Here is an 18,565-nt window from a genome sequence, read left to right as displayed (position 1 = left end):
CGTACAAAACGAGCCTTGGGGGCTCAGGGGTTCCAGGTCAGGAAGTTGCGGTACAGCGCCAAACCCTGGTCAGCGCTTTTTTCGGGGTGAAACTGGGTGGCGAAAATGTTATCGCGTGCGACGGCAGCTGCAAAGCGCCCACCATAGTCTGCTTCGCCCACGCTGTGCTGGGCGCTGACCGGCTGCGCATAGTAGCTGTGCACAAAATAGAAGTAGGCGCCGTCCTCAATGCCGTTCCAGAGGGCATGCGCTGGGCCACGACCGAGGTCGTAGAACACCTGGTTCCAGCCCATCTGGGGCACCTTGAACCGGCTGCCATCGGCCTGCAACCGCCCTTGCAGGCGAAACTGCCGCACCTCGCCCGGGATCAGGCCCAGACCAGGAGTGTCGCCCTCCTCGCTGTGGTCGAGCAGCATCTGCATGCCCACACAGACGCCGAACAGGGGCTTGTTGGCGGTGGCGTGCAAAACGGCGCCCAGCAGGCCAGATGTGGCCAGGCCACGGGTGCAATCGGCCATATGGCCCTGGCCTGGCAGCACGACGCGCTCGGCATCCAGCACCACCTGGGGGTCGGACGTGATGATCACTTCCAGTCCGCTTCCCGCGGCGACATGGGTCACGGCCTGCGACACGGAGCGCAGATTGCCGCTGCCGTAATCCACCACGGCCACTGTCTTGCGTGTCATGAGACGGCAGGGGTTACAAAGAACCTTTGGTGGAAGGGATCATCTGGCCCATGCGAGGGTCCCGCTCCAGCGCCATCCGCAGCGCGCGGGCAAAGGCCTTGAACACCGTTTCAGCCTGATGGTGGGCGTTTTCGCCGTGCAGGTTGTCGATGTGAAGGGTGACGCTGGCGTGGTTCACGAAACCCTGGAAGAACTCGAACGCGAGCTGGGTATCGAAGCCGCCCACCATGCCGCTCTTGAACGGCACGCGCATGTGCAGACCCGGGCGGCCTGAAAAGTCGATCACCACGCGCGACAGCGCCTCGTCCAGCGGCACATAGGCGTGGCCGTAGCGGCGAATGCCCTTCTTGTCGCCCACCGCCTGGGCGAAGGCCTGGCCGAGCGTGATACCCACGTCTTCCACCGTGTGGTGGCCATCGATGTGAAGGTCTCCCTGGGCCTGGATGTCCAGGTCGATCAGCCCGTGGCGGGCGATCTGGTCAAGCATGTGGTCAAAAAAGCCGATGCCGGTGGACAGCTTGGCTGCGCCGGTGCCATCGAGATTGATGCGCACACGGATCTGCGTTTCGCTGGTATCGCGCTGAACGTCAGCGATGCGGTCGGTGGCGACGGAAGTGGGGGTGGTCATAAACAGTCGGGCAAGGCGCGGATGAGCATGGCGTTTTCGGTCGGGGTGCCGACCGTCAGACGCAGACACTGGCCCAGCAATGGGTGCATTTTAGAAACATTCTTCACCAGCAGGCCACGCGCCTTCAGGCCATCGAAGCAGCGTTGCGCATCGGTTACACGCGCCAGCACCATGTTGGCATCGCTGGGGAACGGCGTCACGCCAGGCATGGATGCCAGCGCATGGATCAGCACGTCACGCTGTTGGCAGATCTGTCGCGCCTGGGCTGCGAAGACCTCAGCATGCTCCAGCGCAAACAGGGCGCACTCGGCATTGAGCACGCTCACGTTGTAAGGAGGTCGCAGCTTGTCCACCTCGTCGACCAGCGCCTTGGGGCCGAGCAGGTAGCCCAGACGAACGCCAGCGAGGCCCAATTTGGACAGTGTGCGCATCAGCAGCACGTTGGCGTTCGCCTCGGGCTGGGAGCGCATCTCGGTCAGCCAGCTGCGACTGGAAAAGGGCTGATAAGCCTCGTCCATCACCACCAGACCGCCGAACCGCGCGGCCTCGGCGATCAGGCGGCGGATCACGGCGGCATCCCACAGGTTGGCAGTGGGGTTGTTCGGGTAGGCCAGGTAGGTGATGGCTGGCTGATGCTGCCGGAGTGCCTCCACCATGGCGGTCTCATCCAACTCGAAGTCGGCGGTGAGGGGCACGCCGTGAAAGACCAGGCCTTGCAGCTGCGCGCCCATGGCGTACATCACAAAGCCAGGCAGCGGCGCCAGGATGGAGGCGCCCGGGGTGTCGCAGGCCATGGCGAGCAGCGAGATCAGCTCGTCGGACCCGTTGCCCAGCATCAGCGCATGGCCTGATGGCAAATCCACATGGGCACACAGGGCGCGCTTCAGATCGTCGACGCGGGCACCCGGGTAGCGGTTGATGGCCACCGCCCCCAGCCGCTCACCCAGTTGCTTTTGCAGCTCGGGCGACAAGGAGAACGGGTTTTCCATCGCATCGAGCTTGACCATGCCCGCCGCATTCTGGATGGCGTAGGCGTGCATGGACTGGATGTCCTGCCGGATGAAGCGCATGGGGCTGGGCGTGGTCAGGTGACTCATTCGGGCGTCCTCATGGGCGGCACGTCGGTCAACCGCAACTCGGCTGCGCGAGCGTGCGCGTGCAGCCCCTCGCCATAGGCCAGTTCGGCGGCGATGGCACCCAGCGTCTGGGCACCTGCGGCGCTGACCTCGATCAGACTGCTGCGTTTCTGAAAGTCGTAAACACCCAGCGGCGAAGAAAACCGCGCTGTGCCGCTGGTGGGCAGCACGTGGTTGGGGCCTGCGCAGTAGTCACCCAGGCTTTCGCTGGTGTAGGCGCCGAGGAAGATGGCGCCAGCGTGTTTGAGTAGTGGCTCCCAGCGGTGGGGTTCGGTGCTGGACACCTCCAGGTGCTCGGGTGCGATGCGGTTGCTGATGGCACAGGCCTCTTCCATGCTGCGGGTGTGGATCAGCGCGCCGCGGTCGTTCAAGCTCTTGGCGATGATGGCCGCGCGGGGCATGGTCGGCAGCAGGCGATCAATCTCCGCCTGCACCAGGTCGATGTAGTCAGCATCGGGGCAAAGCAGAATGCTTTGCGCCAATTCATCATGCTCTGCCTGGCTGAAGAGGTCCATAGCGACCCACTCGGCGGGGGTGCTGCCATCGGCCAGCACCAGGATTTCGCTGGGACCGGCGATCATGTCGATACCTACGGTACCAAACACGTGCTTCTTGGCACTGGCCACATAGGCATTGCCAGGGCCGGTGATCTTGTCGACCCTCGGCACGGTGGCGGTGCCGTAGGCCAGCGCGGCCACGGCCTGAGCGCCGCCGATGGTGAAGGCCCGCGTGACACCCGCCACGTAGGCCGCAGCCAGCACCAGTTCGTTTCGCTCACCCTGAGTGGCCGTGGCGCCACCTGAGCCGCCCGTGGCCAGGCTGCCACGCACCGGTGTGGGCACCATCATGATGATTTCCTGCACCCCGGCCACGTGGGCTGGAATGGCGTTCATCAGCACGCTAGAGGGGTAGGCTGCCTTGCCACCGGGCACGTAGATACCCACCCGGTCCAGCGGTGTGACCTTCTGACCCAACAAGCTGCCGTCTTCGTCTCGGTAGCTCCAGCTCTCGCCGCTGGCCTTCTTCTGGGCCACGTGGTATTGACGCACGCGGTGCGCGGCGGCTTCCAGCGCGGCTCGCTGGGCCTTGGGCAGGCGTTCGAAGGCGATCTTGAGCTCGGCCTGAGTCAGCTCCAGGTTCTGCACGCTGGAGCGTTCCAGACCGTCAAAGCGAGCGGTGTACTCCAGCACCGCCGCATCGCCACGCTGTTTCACATCGACCAGGATGTCGGCCACTCGCTGTTCAATGGCAACGTCGGTCTCGGCAGACCAGTGCAACCGCGCCGCAAACTCGGCTTCGAAGCCGGCGGCGGCAGTGGACAGGCGAAGTGGCTGGGCAGTGGATCTCATGTGGTCTGAGAAGCGGTTTTGGCGATGGCCTGCGAGAAGGCGTCAATGATGGGGCGGATGGTGGCCTGCTTGAGCTTGAGCGCGGCCTGGTTCACCACCAGCCGCGAGCTGATGTCCATGATGTGCTCCACCTCAACCAGCTGGTTGGCCTGCAAGGTTTTGCCGGTGGACACCAGGTCGACGATGGCGTCGGCCAGACCGGTGAGTGGCGCGAGTTCCATGCTGCCGTAGAGCTTGATCAGGTCCACGTGCACACCCTTGCCGGCGAAAAACTCACGCGCAATGGTCGTGTACTTGGTGGCCACGCGCAGGCGCGACCCCTGGCGCACCGCCGAGGCGTAGTCGAAATGCGCCGACACGGCCACGCTCATTCGGCATTGGGCGATCTTCAGGTCCAGCGGCTGGTAAAGACCCTGGCCACCGTGCTCGATCAGTGTGTCCTTGCCGGTGACCCCCAGGTCGGCGCCGCCGTACTCCACATAGGTCGGCACGTCGGACGCGCGCACCAGCACCACGCGCACATCGGCATGGCTGGTCGCCAGGATGAGTTTGCGAGAGGTATCAGGGTCTTCGAGCACCTGGATGCCGGCGGCCGCCAGCAGCGGCAGCGTCTCGTCGAAGATTCGGCCTTTGGAGAGAGCGAGAGTGATCATGAGCGTCTGTGCTTCACTTGAAACGGACGATGTCCGCGCCGATGCCACGCAACTTTTCTTCCATCTGGTCGTAGCCCCTATCCAGGTGGTAAATGCGGTCGACCACGGTCTGTCCTTCGGCCACCAGCCCCGCAATCACCAAGCTGGCCGACGCTCGAAGGTCGGTGGCCATCACGGTGGCACCCGACAGCCGATCAATCCCCTCGACCACCGCCACCTTGCCATCGGTCTGAATGCGTGCACCCAGTCGCACCAGCTCATTGACGTGCATGAAACGGTTTTCGAAGATGGTCTCGGTCACCTTGGCCGTGCCCTCGGCAATGCAGTTGAGCGCCATGAACTGCGCCTGCATGTCGGTGGGGAAACCCGGGTACTCGGTGGTGCGAAAACTTTGCGCCTTGAGCCGGCCAGTCGACCGGATGCGGATGAAGGCGCCCGCAGCCTCCGCGCCCGCTTCGATCTCGGCTCCTGCTTCCAGCAGTTTGTCGATGACCGCGTCCAGGTGGTGCGCGTTTGCGTGGCGCAGCACCACATCGCCGCCGGTGGCTGCCACCGCACAGAGGAAGGTGCCGGCCTCAATGCGGTCGGCCACCACCTGGTGGGTACAGCCGTGCAGTCGCTCCACACCCTGGATGTGGATGCGGCTGGTGCCGTGGCCTTCGATCTTGGCACCCATGGCGATGAGCATCTCGCACAGGTCAGGAATCTCAGGTTCCTGCGCCGCGTTTTCCAGCAGGGTCTCTCCCTCGGCGAGTGCGGCCGCCATGAGGAAGTTTTCGGTGCCGGTCACGGTCACCATGTCGGTGGCGATGCGCGCGCCGTGCAGTCGGCTGCGCCCCTGCGGCAGGCGCGCCACCATGTACCCGTGCTCAACCACGATCTCGGCACCCATGGCCTGCAGGCCCTTGATGTGCTGATCGACCGGGCGCGACCCGATCGCACACCCGCCGGGCAGAGACACCTTGGCATGGCCAAACCGAGCCAGCAGTGGCCCCAGCGCCAGAACCGAGGCGCGCATGGTCTTGACCAGTTCGTAAGGCGCCTCGGGCTGGATCGGGTCAGCCGCCTGAAACGACATGCCACCGCGCTCGCCGTGGGTCTCGGTCTTCACGCCCATGTTGTTGAGCAGGCGGCGCATGGTGGCCACATCGTGCAGTCGCGGCACATTGAGCAGGCGCACCGGTTCGTCCGTCAACAGCGCTGCGCACATCTCGGGTAGGGCCGCGTTCTTGGCGCCCGAGATGGTGACCTCGCCCTTCAGGGTACGGCCACCGGTGATTCGCAATTTGTCCATGTGATTGATTTCGGTTTTTGCTGGTCAGAAGACGACGGCCGAGGAGCGCGATGTCAAGATTGAGCACACACCGCAGAACCGGCTCCGCCAGACTGCCGGTGTGGCCCACCCGCAGGGGGAAGTCGTGCAGCGGCGCAGGACGGTCATTTCTGTTTCCACTCAGCCGGCGTGTGCGTCTTCATCGACAAGGCGTGCACCTCGTCGTTCTGGATGCGCGCACCCAGGGTGTCGTACACGCGCTTATGGCGCGCGATCAGGCGCAGGCCTTCGAAGGCAGGAGAGACGATCACAGCCGACCAGTGGCGGCCATCGCCCGATACCTCGATGTGCTCACACGGCAGGCCAGCGGTGATCAGTTGTTGCAATTGTTCTGCGGTCATAAGGCTTGGGTTCAGTGACGGATTTTGTAACCAGTGCGCAGCAGGTGCAGCGCCAGCGCGCTCACGCAGAGCAAGGCCCCGCCCACCAGCAGCAGGCTGAGCCAAGGTGAGGTGTCGCTGACGCCGAAAAAGCCATAGCGAAAACCGTCGATCATGTAGAAAAACGGGTTGAGGTGGCTCACCTGCCGCCAGAACTCGGGCAGGGAATGGATGGAGTAGAACACGCCCGACAAGAAGGTCATGGGCATGATGATGAAGTTCTGGAACACCGCCATCTGATCGAACTTATCGGCCCACAGACCGGCGATCAGGCCGAGTGCCCCGAGCAGCGCAGCACCCAGGATGGCAAATACCAGCACCCACAGCGGCGCCACCAGCGAGGGTTGTGCGAACCACCAGGTGGCCAGCAGCACACCGGCGCCCACCGCCAGGCCACGCACCACCGAGGAGCCCACATACGCGCAGAACCAGGCGCGGTGCGACAGCGGCGTGAGCATGAGAAACACGAGGTTGCCCATGACCTTGCTCTGGACCATCGAGGAGCTGCTGTTGGCAAACGCGTTTTGCAGCACGCTCATCATCACCAGACCGGGCAGCAGAAAGGCGGTGTAGCTCACCGAGTCGTACACCTGCACCCGATCTTCGAGCACATGACCGAATATCACCAGGTAGAGAATGGCTGTGATGACGGGCGCGGCCACGGTCTGGAAACCTACCTTCCAGAAGCGCAGGATCTCCTTGTAGAACAGAGCTTGCCAGCCCCTCACGCCAGCACCTCAGCGGGCTTGGCCGGGCGCGGCGTGGCGCTGGTGAGATCAAGGAACACGTCTTCCAGGTCGGCCTTGCGAATCTCGATGTCCTCCGGTGCCACGCCCGCCTCTCGCAAGCGCGCGAGGGTGCGCTCGACCGCGAGCGCGTCATTGGCTGGCAACTGCACCACGCGACCGGTCACACGAGCTTGCGCGGCCAGATCGGCGGGCAGCGCCGCATCGGTCTTGAAGCGCAGCACATTGGACGCGGCGCGTGCCAGCAGCGCCGAGGTTCTCTCCAGAGCCACCACCCTGCCCTGCTTGAGCATGGCGATGCGCCCGCACAGCGCCTCAGCCTCTTCCAGGTAGTGGGTGGTCAGCAGGACCGTGCTGCCCAGGCGCTTGTTGAGATCGGAAATGAAGTGCCACAGCGTCTGGCGCAGCTCCACATCCACGCCGGCGGTCGGTTCGTCAAGAACAATGACCGGTGGCTTGTGCACCAGCGCCTGCGCAATCAGCACGCGGCGTTTCATGCCGCCCGAGAGCTGGCGCATGTTGGCACCGGCTTTGTCGGCCAGTCCGAGCCCGTCGAGCAGCTCGTTGATCCAGGCGTCGTTGTGGCGGATGCCGAAGTAGCCCGACTGAAAACGAAGCGCCTCGCGCACATTGAAAAAGGGGTCGAACACCAGTTCCTGCGGAACCACGCCGAGCTGGCGCCTCGCCGCCTGGTAGTCGGCCTGCACATCATGGCCATGCACCCGGACTTGGCCACTGGTGGCGCGGGAAAGTCCAGCGAGGATGCTGATCAGCGTGGTCTTGCCCGCACCATTGGGCCCCAGCAGGCCAAAAAACTCGCCGGGCTCAATGTCGAACGACACATCCTGCAACGCATGCAGGTCGCCGTGGGGAGACGAATAGATCTTGGAGACGTGCTGAAAGGAAACGGCGGGCATGGCGACGGGGACAGGCCCCAGGAATGGCGACGGAGCGCGGGACATCCGCGCCCGTCAGGCCAGCCCGCCATTTTAAGCGCCGCGCCCATCGGGCGCTGGGAAGCGCTGCAATCACCGGCAGCGCTCAGGTCGGCAGCAGTTCGCTCACACCGTAGAGCGCCATCAAGTCGCGCAATCGCTGGGGTGGGTGGCTCAAAGCCAGGGAGCGGCCCTGCTGCTGCAGTTCGCGCCGCAACTCCAGCAGCACCGCCACCGCCGAACTGTCCAGGACCTGCAGGCCCTGAGCGTCGAGCGTTACCGCTGGCCCAGCCTGCTGAGCCAGGCTTTGCCGAAGCTGCAGCAACGCCCGGGCGGCCCCTTGCATGGTCAGCTCAGTGGGAAGGGCGAAACGAGCGGGGTCAGCAGCCATAGAAATCGTCATCGGTTGGACTCAACCCGCTTTGGTGCTGCTGTTGCTTTTGTTGCGCTGGCTCAGGCTTTCGATCAGACCATCCAGCCCTTTGGCACTGATTTCCTGCGCGAACTGGGTGCGGTAGGTCTCGACCAGCCAGATGCCCAACACGTTCAGGTCGTAGATTTTCCAGCCATCCGGCGTCTTCTCAAGGCGGTAGTCGAGCTGGATCGGCTCACCCCGGCCACGCACCTCAGAGCGCACCAATACCTCGGTGTCTTCGGCGCGGGAGCGGAAGGGTTTGAAGCTTACGGTCTGGTCCTTGACCTCACCCAGAGCACCCGAATAGGTACGCACCAGCAAGGTCTTGAACTCGTCCTGCAGCTGCTTTTTCTGCTCCGGTGTGGCCTGACGCCAGTAGCGCCCCACCGCGGACGAGGTCATGCGCGAAAAGTTCACGCTGGGCATGATCTTGCTGTCCACCAGCGCCACGATCCGGTTGATATCGCCGGCCTGAATGGCCGGGTCAGCCTTCACCGCGGCCATGACATCGTTCGAAATGCGCTTGATCAATGCGTCTGGCGCCTCGTCGGCGGCCTGTGCGAACCCTGCCCCCAGGCTCATTGCGCAGAGCGCGACAGCGCCCAGCCAATTGCGTCGATTCCAAAACATGCTTTTTCCTTTCCAGCTCGCTAGGAGCCCAGTTGCGGTGGACAAAACCACAGCGCGTTTGCTTGGAGGGTGGCTCAGCGCGCCAGTTCCCGTCTTCACCGCATCTTCACACGGCGCACTCACCCTCATTTGCTGGAATCTGTATCTTGCGTCACGGGCGGTAGACCCCAGCCTTCGTCAATGATGTCCATGATCTGGTTGTCGCGGCGCTGCAAATACAGATCTCGCACAAAGCTGTACTTGTCCAGCGCCGCGCCCTCGAGCAGGTTGGTGGCCCGCAGCAAGCCGGCGCGGGTGTCCACCACGCGCAGCGCCGTGAGCGAGTTGCGGGATGACACGTCACTGACTCGCCCCACCAGATCACCACTGTTGTCCACGACAAAGCCGCTGGCATCCCGGATCGAGGAAGGACCAAAAATCGGCATCACCAGATACGGTCCCGAGGGCACGCCCCAGCGGCCCAGGGTCTGGCCAAAGTCGACCCGCGTGCGCTCAATTCCCATTTCGGTGGCAATGTCGAGCAGGCCACCCAGACCAAATACCGTGTTCACCGACACGCGCATCAGGTTTTCCACCGCCACGCGCGGTCGCAGCTGCAGGCCTGCGTTGGCCGCCGACAGCACATCACCCAGATTGCCAAAGAAGTTGTTCACGCCAGTCTGTACCAGACTGGGTGTGACGTCTCGGTAAACGGTGGCCACGGGTTTGAGCACGGCGTTGTCCACCGCGTCGTTGAATCCCGAGACGCCTCGATTGAACGGCTCCAGCGGGTCACGCGGGTTGGCATTCGGCCCCGTGGCGCAGCCCGCCAGGACCGCGCCCAGCACAAGCGCGGTGCCCGTTTTGCAAATCATTGACCAAATGGACATGAAAACTCCCTGAAATGGCGGCACGCCCATTTTGACCGCGTTGCTCACCGACTGCCCGCACGGGCAGTAACAGACCCCTCAAACGAGGGGCAACTCATCACTGTTCGGTGGCCGATCCGCTGTCGGCGGCGCGGTTGAAGAGGAACTGGCCGATCAGGTTTTCCAGCACGACGGCGGATTGTGTCTGGGTGATCACGTCGCCAGCCGCCAGATTTTGCTCAGAGCCTCCGGGTTCCAGACCGATGTACTGGTCACCCAGGAGACCGGCGGTCAGGATCTTGGCCGAGGAGTCCTTGGGGAAGGCCACGTCCGAATTGAGCTCCATGCTGACCACGCCCTGGAAAGTGACACGATCCAGCGAGATGCCTGTGATACGACCTACGTTGACACCGGCCGAGCGCACCGGTGCGCGGGCCTTGAGGCCCCCGATGTTGTCGAAGCGGGCCTGGACCGTGTAGGTCTGACCGGTGCCGGTGAAGCTGGTGAGGTTGGCGGCCTTGAGGGCCAGGAACAGCAGGGCCAGCGCGCCCAGCGCAACAAACAGACCGACCAGAATTTCAATGCTTTTTTTGTTCATGTGCACTCCTACGGCAAATCAGGGGGTCGAGAACATCAGGGCGGTGAGGATGAAGTCCATCGCCAGCACGCCCAGCGATGCAGTAACCACCGTGCGGGTGGTGGCGTAGGCGACCCCTTCGGGCGTAGCCTCGGTCTCGTAGCCTTGGTAAAGCGCCACCGCGGTGCAGATGACGCCGAACACCATGCTCTTGACCACGCCGTTGCCGACATCGCGCCACACATCCACACCGCTTTGCTGGATCGACCAAAAATTGCCCGAATCGATGCCAATCAGCAGCACCGCCACCACATAGGCGCCCAGGATGCCGATGGCAGAAAACAGCGCGGCCAGAATCGGCATGGAAATGATGCCTGCCAAGAAGCGCGGCGCGAGCACTCGGGCACGCGGGTCAATCGCCATGAGCTCCATGGCGGCGATCTGTTCGCCCGCCTTCATAAGTCCGATTTCGGCTGTGAGCGAGGTGCCTGCGCGTCCGGCAAACAGCAGCGCCGCCACCACAGGACCGAGTTCGCGCACCAGGGCGAGGTTCACGATCAGTCCCAGCGATTCGGCTGCACCATAGGTGGTGAGCGCGTAATACATCTGCAGCGCCAGCACAAAGCCGACCGACAAGCCCGAGGCCAGGATGATCACCAGCGAGCGGTTGCCAATGGCGTGGATTTGCTGCACCACCAACCCAAAGCGGCGCAACGAGGCCGGCAGCGCCTGCAGCAGTTCCAGGAAGAAGATAGCGCCGTGCCCCCAGCGCTCGAGCAGCGACAGACTGATCTGGCCCAGGCGTTGCAGCGCTCTCATGCCGATGTCCCCACACCGAAGTCCTCGGCCACCGAGGGTGCGGGGTAGTGAAACTTGATCGGGCCGTCTGGCTCGCCACGCACAAACTGGCGCACCTCTGCGTCGGTGCTGTCCATCAGCTCTTTCGGCGTGCCCTGGGCGACCACTCGCCCACCGGTGGCCATGAGCACCACCCAGTCGCTGATGGCCATGCATTGGGGTACGTCGTGCGAGATCAGCAAGGCGGTGGCACCGGTGACGTCGGTCAGGGTGCGGATCAGCTTGGCGGCCACGCCCATGGACACCAGGTCAAGACCAGCGAAGGGCTCGTCGTACATGATGAGTTCGGGATCGAGGGCGATTGCCCGCGCCAGCGCAATGCGCCGCGCCATGCCTCCCGACACCTCGCTGATGCGCAAGCCAGCGGCGCCGCGCAGGCCCACCGCATTGAGTTTCATCAGCACGATGTCGCGGATCAGCACCTCGGGCAGATCGGTCATCTCGCGCAGCGGGAAGGCCACGTTGTCGAACACCGACAGGTCGGTGAACAGGGCGCCAAACTGGAACAGCATGCCCAGGCGACGGCGCAGCCGGAACAACTGCGCCTTGTTGCGCGTGTCCACCACCTCGCCATCGAACACCACACGCCCGCTGTTGGCCGAGTGCACGCCGCCGATCAATCGCAGCAGCGTGGTCTTGCCACAGCCCGAACCACCCAGCACGGCCGTGATCTTGCCGCGCTGGAAGCGAAGCGACAGGTCGTTCAGGATGGTCCGCCGGCTGTCGTAGCCGAACGTGACGCGGTCGATCTCGATGAAAGGGGTGTCGCTCATGGGGCCGGAAAAATGAGACGGCATTGTCGCATGAGGGTAAATCCCTAAGGCTTTGAGCCTATTGCACTCCAGCAATCGGCATCAGGCCGCTGCAGAGCGCGACGCTTCAGTCCTGAATGCGTTGGACCCGGCTCCGCCGGGCCAACGCCCCCCTTGAGGCAGTCGCGCGCAGCGCGGCGAGGGTGTTCAAGTTCTCACCGCGGCAGATCGGAGAAACCCATCAGAAATTCGTCGACCGAACGGGCGGCCTGACGGCCTTCGCGGATCGCCCAAACCACCAGGCTCTGGCCACGGCGCATGTCGCCAGCGGCAAACACCTTGGGTACATTGGTTGCGTAGCCTCCGGTGAAGTCGGTGGTGGCCTTGGCGTTGCCGCGGGCGTCCTTGTCCACGCCAAAGCTGTCGATCACGCTGGACACCGGGTTCACGAACCCCATCGCCAGCAACACCAGATCGGCCGGGTAGGTCTTCTCGGTGCCAGGAATCTCGACCAGCTTGCCATCCTTGAATTCGACGTGCACCGTCTGCAGGCCGGTGACCTGGCCCTTGTCGCCCAGAAAAGCCTTGGTCGAGATCGCGAACTCGCGCACGCAACCCTCTTCGTGGCTCGAGCTGGTGCGCAGCTTGAGTGGCCAGTAAGGCCACACCAAAGGCTTGTTCTCTTCTTCTGGGGGCTGCGGCATCACTTCAAATTGCGTCACGCTGGCCGCACCGTGTCGATTGCTGGTGCCCACACAGTCGCTGCCGGTGTCGCCGCCACCGATCACGATCACGTGCTTGCCCGTGGCCATGATCTGGCCTTTGAGCTTGTCGCCTGCGTTGACCTTGTTCTGCTGGGGCAGAAACTCCATGGCGAAGTGGATGCCTTTGAGTTCACGGCCTGGCACTGGCAAGTCGCGGCTTTGCTCCGAGCCACCGGTGAGCACCACGGCATCGAAATCCTTTTGCAGCTCGGCAGGCGAAATCGATGCCTTGGCCCAGTTGGTGACCTTGCTGTCCTTGGGCCAATCGCCCACCACCACCCCGGTGCGGAAGGTCACGCCCTCCGCCTCCATTTGCGCCACGCGGCGATCGATGTGGTTCTTCTCCATCTTGAAGTCGGGAATGCCATAACGCAGCAAGCCACCGATGCGGTCGTTCTTCTCGAACACGGTCACATCGTGACCCACGCGGGCGAGCTGCTGGGCGGCTGCCAGGCCGGCTGGGCCAGAGCCGACCACGGCAATCTTCTTGCCGGTCTTGTGCTGCGGCGCCTGCGGCTGAACCCAGCCTTCAGCCCAGGCCCGGTCGATGATGGCGTGCTCGATGCTCTTGATGCCTACCGCATCGTCGTTCACGTTCAGCGTGCAGGCGGCCTCACAAGGCGCGGGGCAGATGCGACCGGTGAACTCGGGGAAGTTGTTGGTGCTGTGCAGTACCGTGATGGCGTTGTGCCAGTCGCCCTGGAAGACCAGGTCGTTGAAGTCGGGAATGATGTTGTTGACCGGGCAGCCGCTGTTGCAGAACGGCGTGCCGCAATCCATGCAGCGGGCCGCCTGAACCTTGGCCTGTCCGTCATCGAGACCGATCACGAATTCCTTGTAGTTCTTCAATCGCTCGGGCACGGGCTTGTAGCCCTCTTCCAGACGCTCGAATTCCATGAAGCCGGTGACTTTTCCCATGATGCTTGCCTTGTTCGTGTTGCTTGGTGAGGAGTGGCGGAAGGCTTACTTGCCCGCGACCACCGCCTGCTTGGCCGAGTCCTTGGCCTTGTGCGTCGCTTCCACCGCGGACTTGCGCGCGTGTATCTCACCCAGCGCGCGCCGGTACTCGTTCGGGAACACTTTGACGAACTTGCTGCGCGATTCGCTCCAGTTGTCCAGCAATTCGCGAGCCCTGCGGCTGCCGGTCCAGCGGTGGTGATCTTCGAGCAGCTTGCGCAACTGCGCTTCGTCGCTCTGGCCGCGGTGCCAGATGGCCGGGTCCATGGTGGCGGTCTGCTCGGTGGCAGTCAGCACCTTGTCCAGGCTCACCATGGCGGTGTTGCAGCGCTGTGCAAACTGTCGGTCTTCGTCAAACACATAGGCCACGCCGCCGCTCATGCCGGCGGCGAAGTTGCGACCGGTCTTGCCCAGCACCGCCACCGTACCACCTGTCATGTACTCGCAGCCGTGGTCGCCCGTACCTTCCACCACTGCCGAGGCGCCCGACAGGCGCACGGCAAAGCGTTCACCGGCCACGCCGCAGAAGAAGGCTTCGCCAGTGGTCGCGCCATACATCACGGTGTTGCCCACAATGATGTTCTTGGTCGGATCGCCGCGGAAATCGATGCTGGGGCGCACGACAACGCGACCGCCCGAGAGTCCCTTGCCTGTGTAGTCGTTGGCATCGCCGATCAGGTACAGCGTGATGCCACTGGTGAGGAAGGCGCCGAATGACTGGCCGCCTGTGCCTTCAAGCTGGATGTGGATAGTGTCGTCGGGCAGGCCTTCCGGATGCACCTGCGTGACCGCGCCGGACAGCATCGCGCCCACCGAGCGGTTCACATTGCGCGCCGCTTCCATGAACTTGACGCGCTCGCCCTTGTCGATGGCCGCACGCGCCTTGGCGATCAGCACCTGGTCCAGGGCCTTTTCCAGGCCGTGCTCCTGACTTTCGGTATGCAGCCGAGGCACATCCGATGGCACCTCCGGCATGGCCAGCAGCCGGCTGAAGTCCAGGCCCTTGGCTTTCCAGTGGTCGATGCCCTTCTTCATGTCGAGCAGGTCGGCGCGACCGATCAGCTCATCAAACTTGCGAATGCCGAGCTGCGCCATGATCTGTCGCGCTTCTTCGGCAATGAAGAAGAAGTAGTTGACCACGTGCTCGGGCTTGCCCGAAAACTTCTTGCGCAGCATCGGGTCTTGTGTGGCCACGCCCACTGGGCAGGTGTTGAGGTGGCACTTGCGCATCATGATGCAGCCCTCGACCACCAGGGGCGCAGTGGCAAATCCGAATTCGTCAGCACCGAGCAGGCCAGCAATGACCACGTCGCGCCCCGTCTTCATCTGGCCATCAGCCTGCACGCGGATGCGGCTGCGCAAGCGGTTGAGCACCAGCGTCTGCTGTGTCTCGGCCAGGCCTATCTCCCAGGGGCTGCCCGCGTGCTTGATGGACGACCAGGGCGAAGCGCCTGTGCCGCCATCGTGGCCAGCGATCACCACGTGGTCGGCCTTGCACTTGGCCACCCCGGTGGCGATGGTGCCGACCCCGATTTCTGACACCAGCTTCACGCTGATGGAGCTGTGCGGCGCCACGTTTTTCAGGTCGTGGATCAGCTGTGCCAGGTCTTCGATGGAATAGATGTCGTGGTGCGGCGGCGGGCTGATGAGACCCACGCCAGGCACGCTGTGGCGCAGCTTGCCGATGTAATCCGACACCTTGCCGCCGGGCAGCTGACCGCCTTCGCCAGGCTTGGCACCCTGCGCCATCTTGATCTGGATCTGGTCGGCGCTGTTCAGGTATTCAGCAGTGACGCCGAAGCGGCCCGAGGCCACCTGCTTGATGCGCGAGCGCATCGAGTCGCCGTCTTGCAGCGTGTAGTCGACCTCGAACACGTCCTTTCCCAACAGGTCAGACATGGTCTGTCCCTGCTTGATCGGAATGCCCTTGAGTTCGTTGCGGTAGCGCAGTGCGTCTTCACCGCCCTCGCCGGTGTTGCTTTTTCCGCCGATGCGGTTCATGGCGACGGCCAGCGTGGCGTGAGCCTCGGTAGAGATCGAGCCCAGTGACATGGCGCCGGTGGCGAAACGTTTGACGATTTCGCTGGCGGGTTCCACCTCGTCCAGCGGGATGGCCTTGCTCGGGTCGAGCTTGAATTCGAACAGGCCGCGCAGCGTCATGTGGCGACGGCTCTGGTCGTTGATGATCTCGGCGTATTCCTTGTAGGTCGACCAGTTGTTGGCGCGCGTGCTGTGCTGCAGTTTGGCGATGGCATCGGGTGTCCACATGTGCTCTTCACCCCGCACGCGCCAGGCGTATTCGCCACCGGCGTCGAGCATGGTGGCGAGCACCGGGTCTGCGCTGAACGCATCTTTGTGCATGCGGATCGCCTCTTCGGCGATTTCGAACACGCCGATGCCGCCCACCCGGCTGCTGGTGCCGGTGAAGTACTTGTGCACCGTGTCGTTGTTCAGGCCAATGGCTTCAAACAACTGTGCACCGCAGTAACTCATGTAGGTGCTCACGCCCATCTTAGACATGATCTTGGACAGGCCCTTGCCGATTGCCTTCACGTAGTTGGCGATCGCCTTCTCGGCGCTCAGATCACCCGGCAGATCCTTGTGCATCTCGGCCAGCGCTTCCATGGCCAGGTAGGGATGCACGGCTTCTGCACCGTAGCCAGCGAGCACGGCGAAGTGATGCACCTCGCGCGCGGTGCCGGTTTCCACCACCAGGCCGGCGGTGGTGCGCAGTCCTTCGCGCACCAGGTGCTGGTGGATGGCGGAGAGCGCGAGCAGTGCGGGGATAGCGATCTGGGTGGCGCTCACCGCACGGTCGCTCACGATCAGGATGTTCTTGCCGCCCTTGATGGCATCCACCGCCTCGGCACACAGCGAGGCCAGCTTGGCTTCCACGCCTTCGTGGCCCCAGGCCGCCGGGTAGGTGATGTCGAGCGCGTGGCTGCGGAATTTGCCCTGGGTGAAGGCGTCGATGTGGCGCAGCTTGGCCATGTCGGCAAAGTCCAGCACGGGCTGGCTCACTTCGAGCCGCATCGGCGGGTTCACCTGGTTGATGTCGAGCAGGTTGGGCTTCGGGCCAATGAAGGACACCAGCGACATCACAATCGCTTCGCGGATCGGGTCGATCGGCGGGTTGGTCACCTGCGCAAACAGCTGCTTGAAGTAGTTGTAGAGCGGTTTGTTCTTGCTGGAGAGCACGGCCAACGGGCTGTCGTTGCCCATGGAGCCGATCGCCTCTTCCCCGGCGCTGGCCATGGGGGCGAGCAAGAATTTCACATCCTCCTGCGTGGTGCCGAAGGCCTGCTGGCGGTCGAGCAGCGACACGTCGCTGGGCAGCGGCTCGGCGGTGCTTGGCCCTTCCACGTCATCAAGCTTGATGCGCAGGTTCTCGATCCACTGCTTGTAGGGCTTGGTGTTGGCGAGGTTGGACTTGAGCTCCTCGTCGTCGATCATGCGACCCTGCTCCAGGTCGATCAGGAACATCTTGCCGGGCTGCAGGCGCCACTTGCGCACGATTTTGTTCTCGGGCACCGGCAGCACCCCGGACTCGGAGCCCATGATGACGAAGTCGTCGTCGGTGATGCAGTAACGCGAAGGGCGCAGGCCATTGCGGTCCAGCGTGGCGCCGATCTGGCGGCCGTCGGTGAACACGATGGAGGCCGGGCCGTCCCAGGGCTCCATCATGGCGGCGTGGTATTCGTAAAAGGCCTTGCGGCGCTCGTCCATGCTGGTGTGCTGCTCCCACGGCTCGGGGATCATCATCATCACCGCTTGCGCCAGCGGGTAGCCGGCCATGGTCATGAGTTCGAGCACGTTGTCGAAGGTGGCGGTGTCGGACTGACTGGGGAAGCTGATGGGGTAGAGCTTCTTCAGATCGTCACCGAGCACGGGCGATGACATCACGCCTTCGCGAGCCTTCATCCAGTTGTAGTTGCCCTTGACGGTGTTGATCTCGCCGTTGTGCGCCACATAGCGATAAGGGTGGGCCAGCGGCCACTCGGGGAAGGTGTTGGTGGAAAAGCGCTGGTGCACCAGACCCAGGGCCGAGACGCAGCGCGGGTCGCGCAGATCGTTGAAATAGGTGCCCACCTGGTCGGCCAGCAGCAGGCCTTTGTAGACCACGGTGCGACTGCTCATGCTCACCACGTAATACTCTTTGCTGTGCGTGAGCTTCAGGCGCTGGATGTTTCCGCTGCAGGTCTTGCGGATCACATAAAGCTTGCGCTCCAGCGCGTCCTGCACGATCACGTCATTGCCGCGGCCAATGAACACCTGGCGAATGATGGGCTCCTTGGCGCGCACGGTGGGCGACATGGGCATGTCGCGGTTCACCGGCACGTCGCGCCAGCCCAGCAGCACCTGGCCTTCGGCGGCAATGGCGCGCTCCATCTCCTGCTCGCAAGCCATGCGCGAAGCGTGTTCCTTCGGCAGGAACAGCATGCCCACGCCATACTCGCCAGGCGGCGGCAGCGTGACACCCTGGGCGGCGAACTCTTCGCGGTACAGCGCGTCGGGCAGCTGGATCAGCAGGCCCGCACCGTCACCCATGAGTTTGTCGGCACCGACCGCGCCCCGATGGTCCAGGTTCTCCAGAATCTTGAGCGCCTGGCCCACGATGGCGTGGCTCTTCGCGCCTCGGATGTGCGCCACAAAACCCACGCCGCAGGCGTCGTGCTCATTGGCCGGGTCGTACAGGCCGTGTTGCTGGAGGTGGAGTTGCTCGGCAGCCGTGGTCATGGCGCGTCCTTCAAGGTTCGGATGGTGGAAAACTGCAGGGGAACGAGCATAGTGCAATGCAACAAAAATGCCAATCACTTTAATTGGGGTCAGATTCCAATTAATTGAACCATGACTTCTGATGCATTTAATTAGGGACAGAGTAAAATGGAGACTTGGTCACCCGGCCCAGCGAGTCTAC

17 protein-coding genes are annotated in these 18,565 nt (G+C 63.5%); all 17 read right to left on the bottom strand.

The window, feature by feature from the left end; genetic code table 11:
• Positions 1-23: 23 nt before the first annotated feature.
• Complete coding sequence (gene hisH, locus QUV25_RS06090; RefSeq protein ID WP_300862367.1) at positions 24-686, bottom strand: imidazole glycerol phosphate synthase subunit HisH; 663 nt, start codon at positions 684-686, stop codon at positions 24-26.
• 13 nt (positions 687-699) lie between these two features.
• Positions 700-1,314 carry an imidazoleglycerol-phosphate dehydratase HisB gene (hisB, locus tag QUV25_RS06085; RefSeq protein ID WP_300862366.1) on the bottom strand — a complete coding sequence of 205 codons (615 nt, stop codon included), beginning with the start codon at positions 1,312-1,314 and terminating at the stop codon, positions 700-702.
• A complete protein-coding gene (gene hisC / locus QUV25_RS06080) occupies positions 1,311-2,411 on the bottom strand; it encodes a histidinol-phosphate transaminase (protein WP_300862365.1) in 1,101 nt (366 codons plus the stop codon). Before hisC ends, hisB begins: the two co-directional genes overlap by 4 nt.
• Complete coding sequence (hisD, locus tag QUV25_RS06075) at positions 2,408-3,799, bottom strand: histidinol dehydrogenase (protein ID WP_300862362.1); 1,392 nt, start codon at positions 3,797-3,799, stop codon at positions 2,408-2,410. Before hisD ends, hisC begins: the two co-directional genes overlap by 4 nt.
• Positions 3,796-4,452 carry an ATP phosphoribosyltransferase gene (gene hisG / locus QUV25_RS06070; protein WP_300862360.1) on the bottom strand — a complete coding sequence of 219 codons (657 nt, stop codon included), beginning with the start codon at positions 4,450-4,452 and terminating at the stop codon, positions 3,796-3,798. The genes hisD and hisG overlap by 4 nt, the downstream gene beginning before the upstream one ends.
• A gap of 13 nt (positions 4,453-4,465) precedes the next feature.
• Entirely contained in the window at positions 4,466-5,746 is a 1,281-nt protein-coding gene (gene murA / locus QUV25_RS06065) for a UDP-N-acetylglucosamine 1-carboxyvinyltransferase (protein ID WP_300862359.1), read from the bottom strand.
• Between the two features lie 143 nt (positions 5,747-5,889).
• Entirely contained in the window at positions 5,890-6,126 is a 237-nt protein-coding gene (locus QUV25_RS06060) for a BolA family protein (protein WP_300862358.1), read from the bottom strand.
• An 11-nt stretch (positions 6,127-6,137) separates the two neighbouring features.
• Positions 6,138-6,893 carry an ABC transporter permease gene (locus tag QUV25_RS06055; RefSeq protein ID WP_300862356.1) on the bottom strand — a complete coding sequence of 252 codons (756 nt, stop codon included), beginning with the start codon at positions 6,891-6,893 and terminating at the stop codon, positions 6,138-6,140.
• Positions 6,890-7,828 carry an ABC transporter ATP-binding protein gene (locus QUV25_RS06050; RefSeq protein ID WP_300862354.1) on the bottom strand — a complete coding sequence of 313 codons (939 nt, stop codon included), beginning with the start codon at positions 7,826-7,828 and terminating at the stop codon, positions 6,890-6,892. The genes QUV25_RS06055 and QUV25_RS06050 overlap by 4 nt, the downstream gene beginning before the upstream one ends.
• A gap of 124 nt (positions 7,829-7,952) precedes the next feature.
• On the bottom strand, positions 7,953-8,249 hold the full coding sequence (locus QUV25_RS06045) for an STAS domain-containing protein (protein ID WP_300862352.1): 297 nt from the start codon (positions 8,247-8,249) through the stop codon (positions 7,953-7,955).
• A gap of 9 nt (positions 8,250-8,258) precedes the next feature.
• Positions 8,259-8,843 carry a phospholipid-binding protein MlaC gene (locus QUV25_RS06040; RefSeq protein WP_300863062.1) on the bottom strand — a complete coding sequence of 195 codons (585 nt, stop codon included), beginning with the start codon at positions 8,841-8,843 and terminating at the stop codon, positions 8,259-8,261.
• A 173-nt stretch (positions 8,844-9,016) separates the two neighbouring features.
• Positions 9,017-9,745: a VacJ family lipoprotein gene (locus QUV25_RS06035; protein ID WP_300862351.1), complete on the bottom strand. Its 729-nt coding sequence runs from the start codon at positions 9,743-9,745 to the stop codon at positions 9,017-9,019.
• Positions 9,746-9,857: 112 nt separating this feature from the next.
• Positions 9,858-10,337 (bottom strand): outer membrane lipid asymmetry maintenance protein MlaD, encoded by a 480-nt coding sequence (gene mlaD / locus QUV25_RS06030; protein WP_300862349.1) that lies wholly within the window; start codon positions 10,335-10,337, stop codon positions 9,858-9,860.
• A gap of 18 nt (positions 10,338-10,355) precedes the next feature.
• Entirely contained in the window at positions 10,356-11,135 is a 780-nt protein-coding gene (gene mlaE, locus QUV25_RS06025; protein ID WP_300862348.1) for a lipid asymmetry maintenance ABC transporter permease subunit MlaE, read from the bottom strand.
• Positions 11,132-11,947 (bottom strand): ATP-binding cassette domain-containing protein, encoded by an 816-nt coding sequence (locus QUV25_RS06020; protein ID WP_300862346.1) that lies wholly within the window; start codon positions 11,945-11,947, stop codon positions 11,132-11,134. Before QUV25_RS06020 ends, mlaE begins: the two co-directional genes overlap by 4 nt.
• Before the next feature lie 194 nt (positions 11,948-12,141).
• Positions 12,142-13,608 (bottom strand): glutamate synthase subunit beta, encoded by a 1,467-nt coding sequence (locus QUV25_RS06015; protein ID WP_300862344.1) that lies wholly within the window; start codon positions 13,606-13,608, stop codon positions 12,142-12,144.
• Between the two features lie 45 nt (positions 13,609-13,653).
• Entirely contained in the window at positions 13,654-18,384 is a 4,731-nt protein-coding gene (locus tag QUV25_RS06010) for a glutamate synthase-related protein (protein WP_300862343.1), read from the bottom strand.
• Positions 18,385-18,565: the final 181 nt, after the last annotated feature.

It is taken from the genome of Hydrogenophaga sp. (assembly GCF_030373245.1).
In the GTDB taxonomy this organism is placed as follows: domain Bacteria; phylum Pseudomonadota; class Gammaproteobacteria; order Burkholderiales; family Burkholderiaceae_C; genus Hydrogenophaga.
Note: the sequence above shows the minus strand (reverse complement) of the source record. Positions and strands in the feature narration are given on the sequence as shown.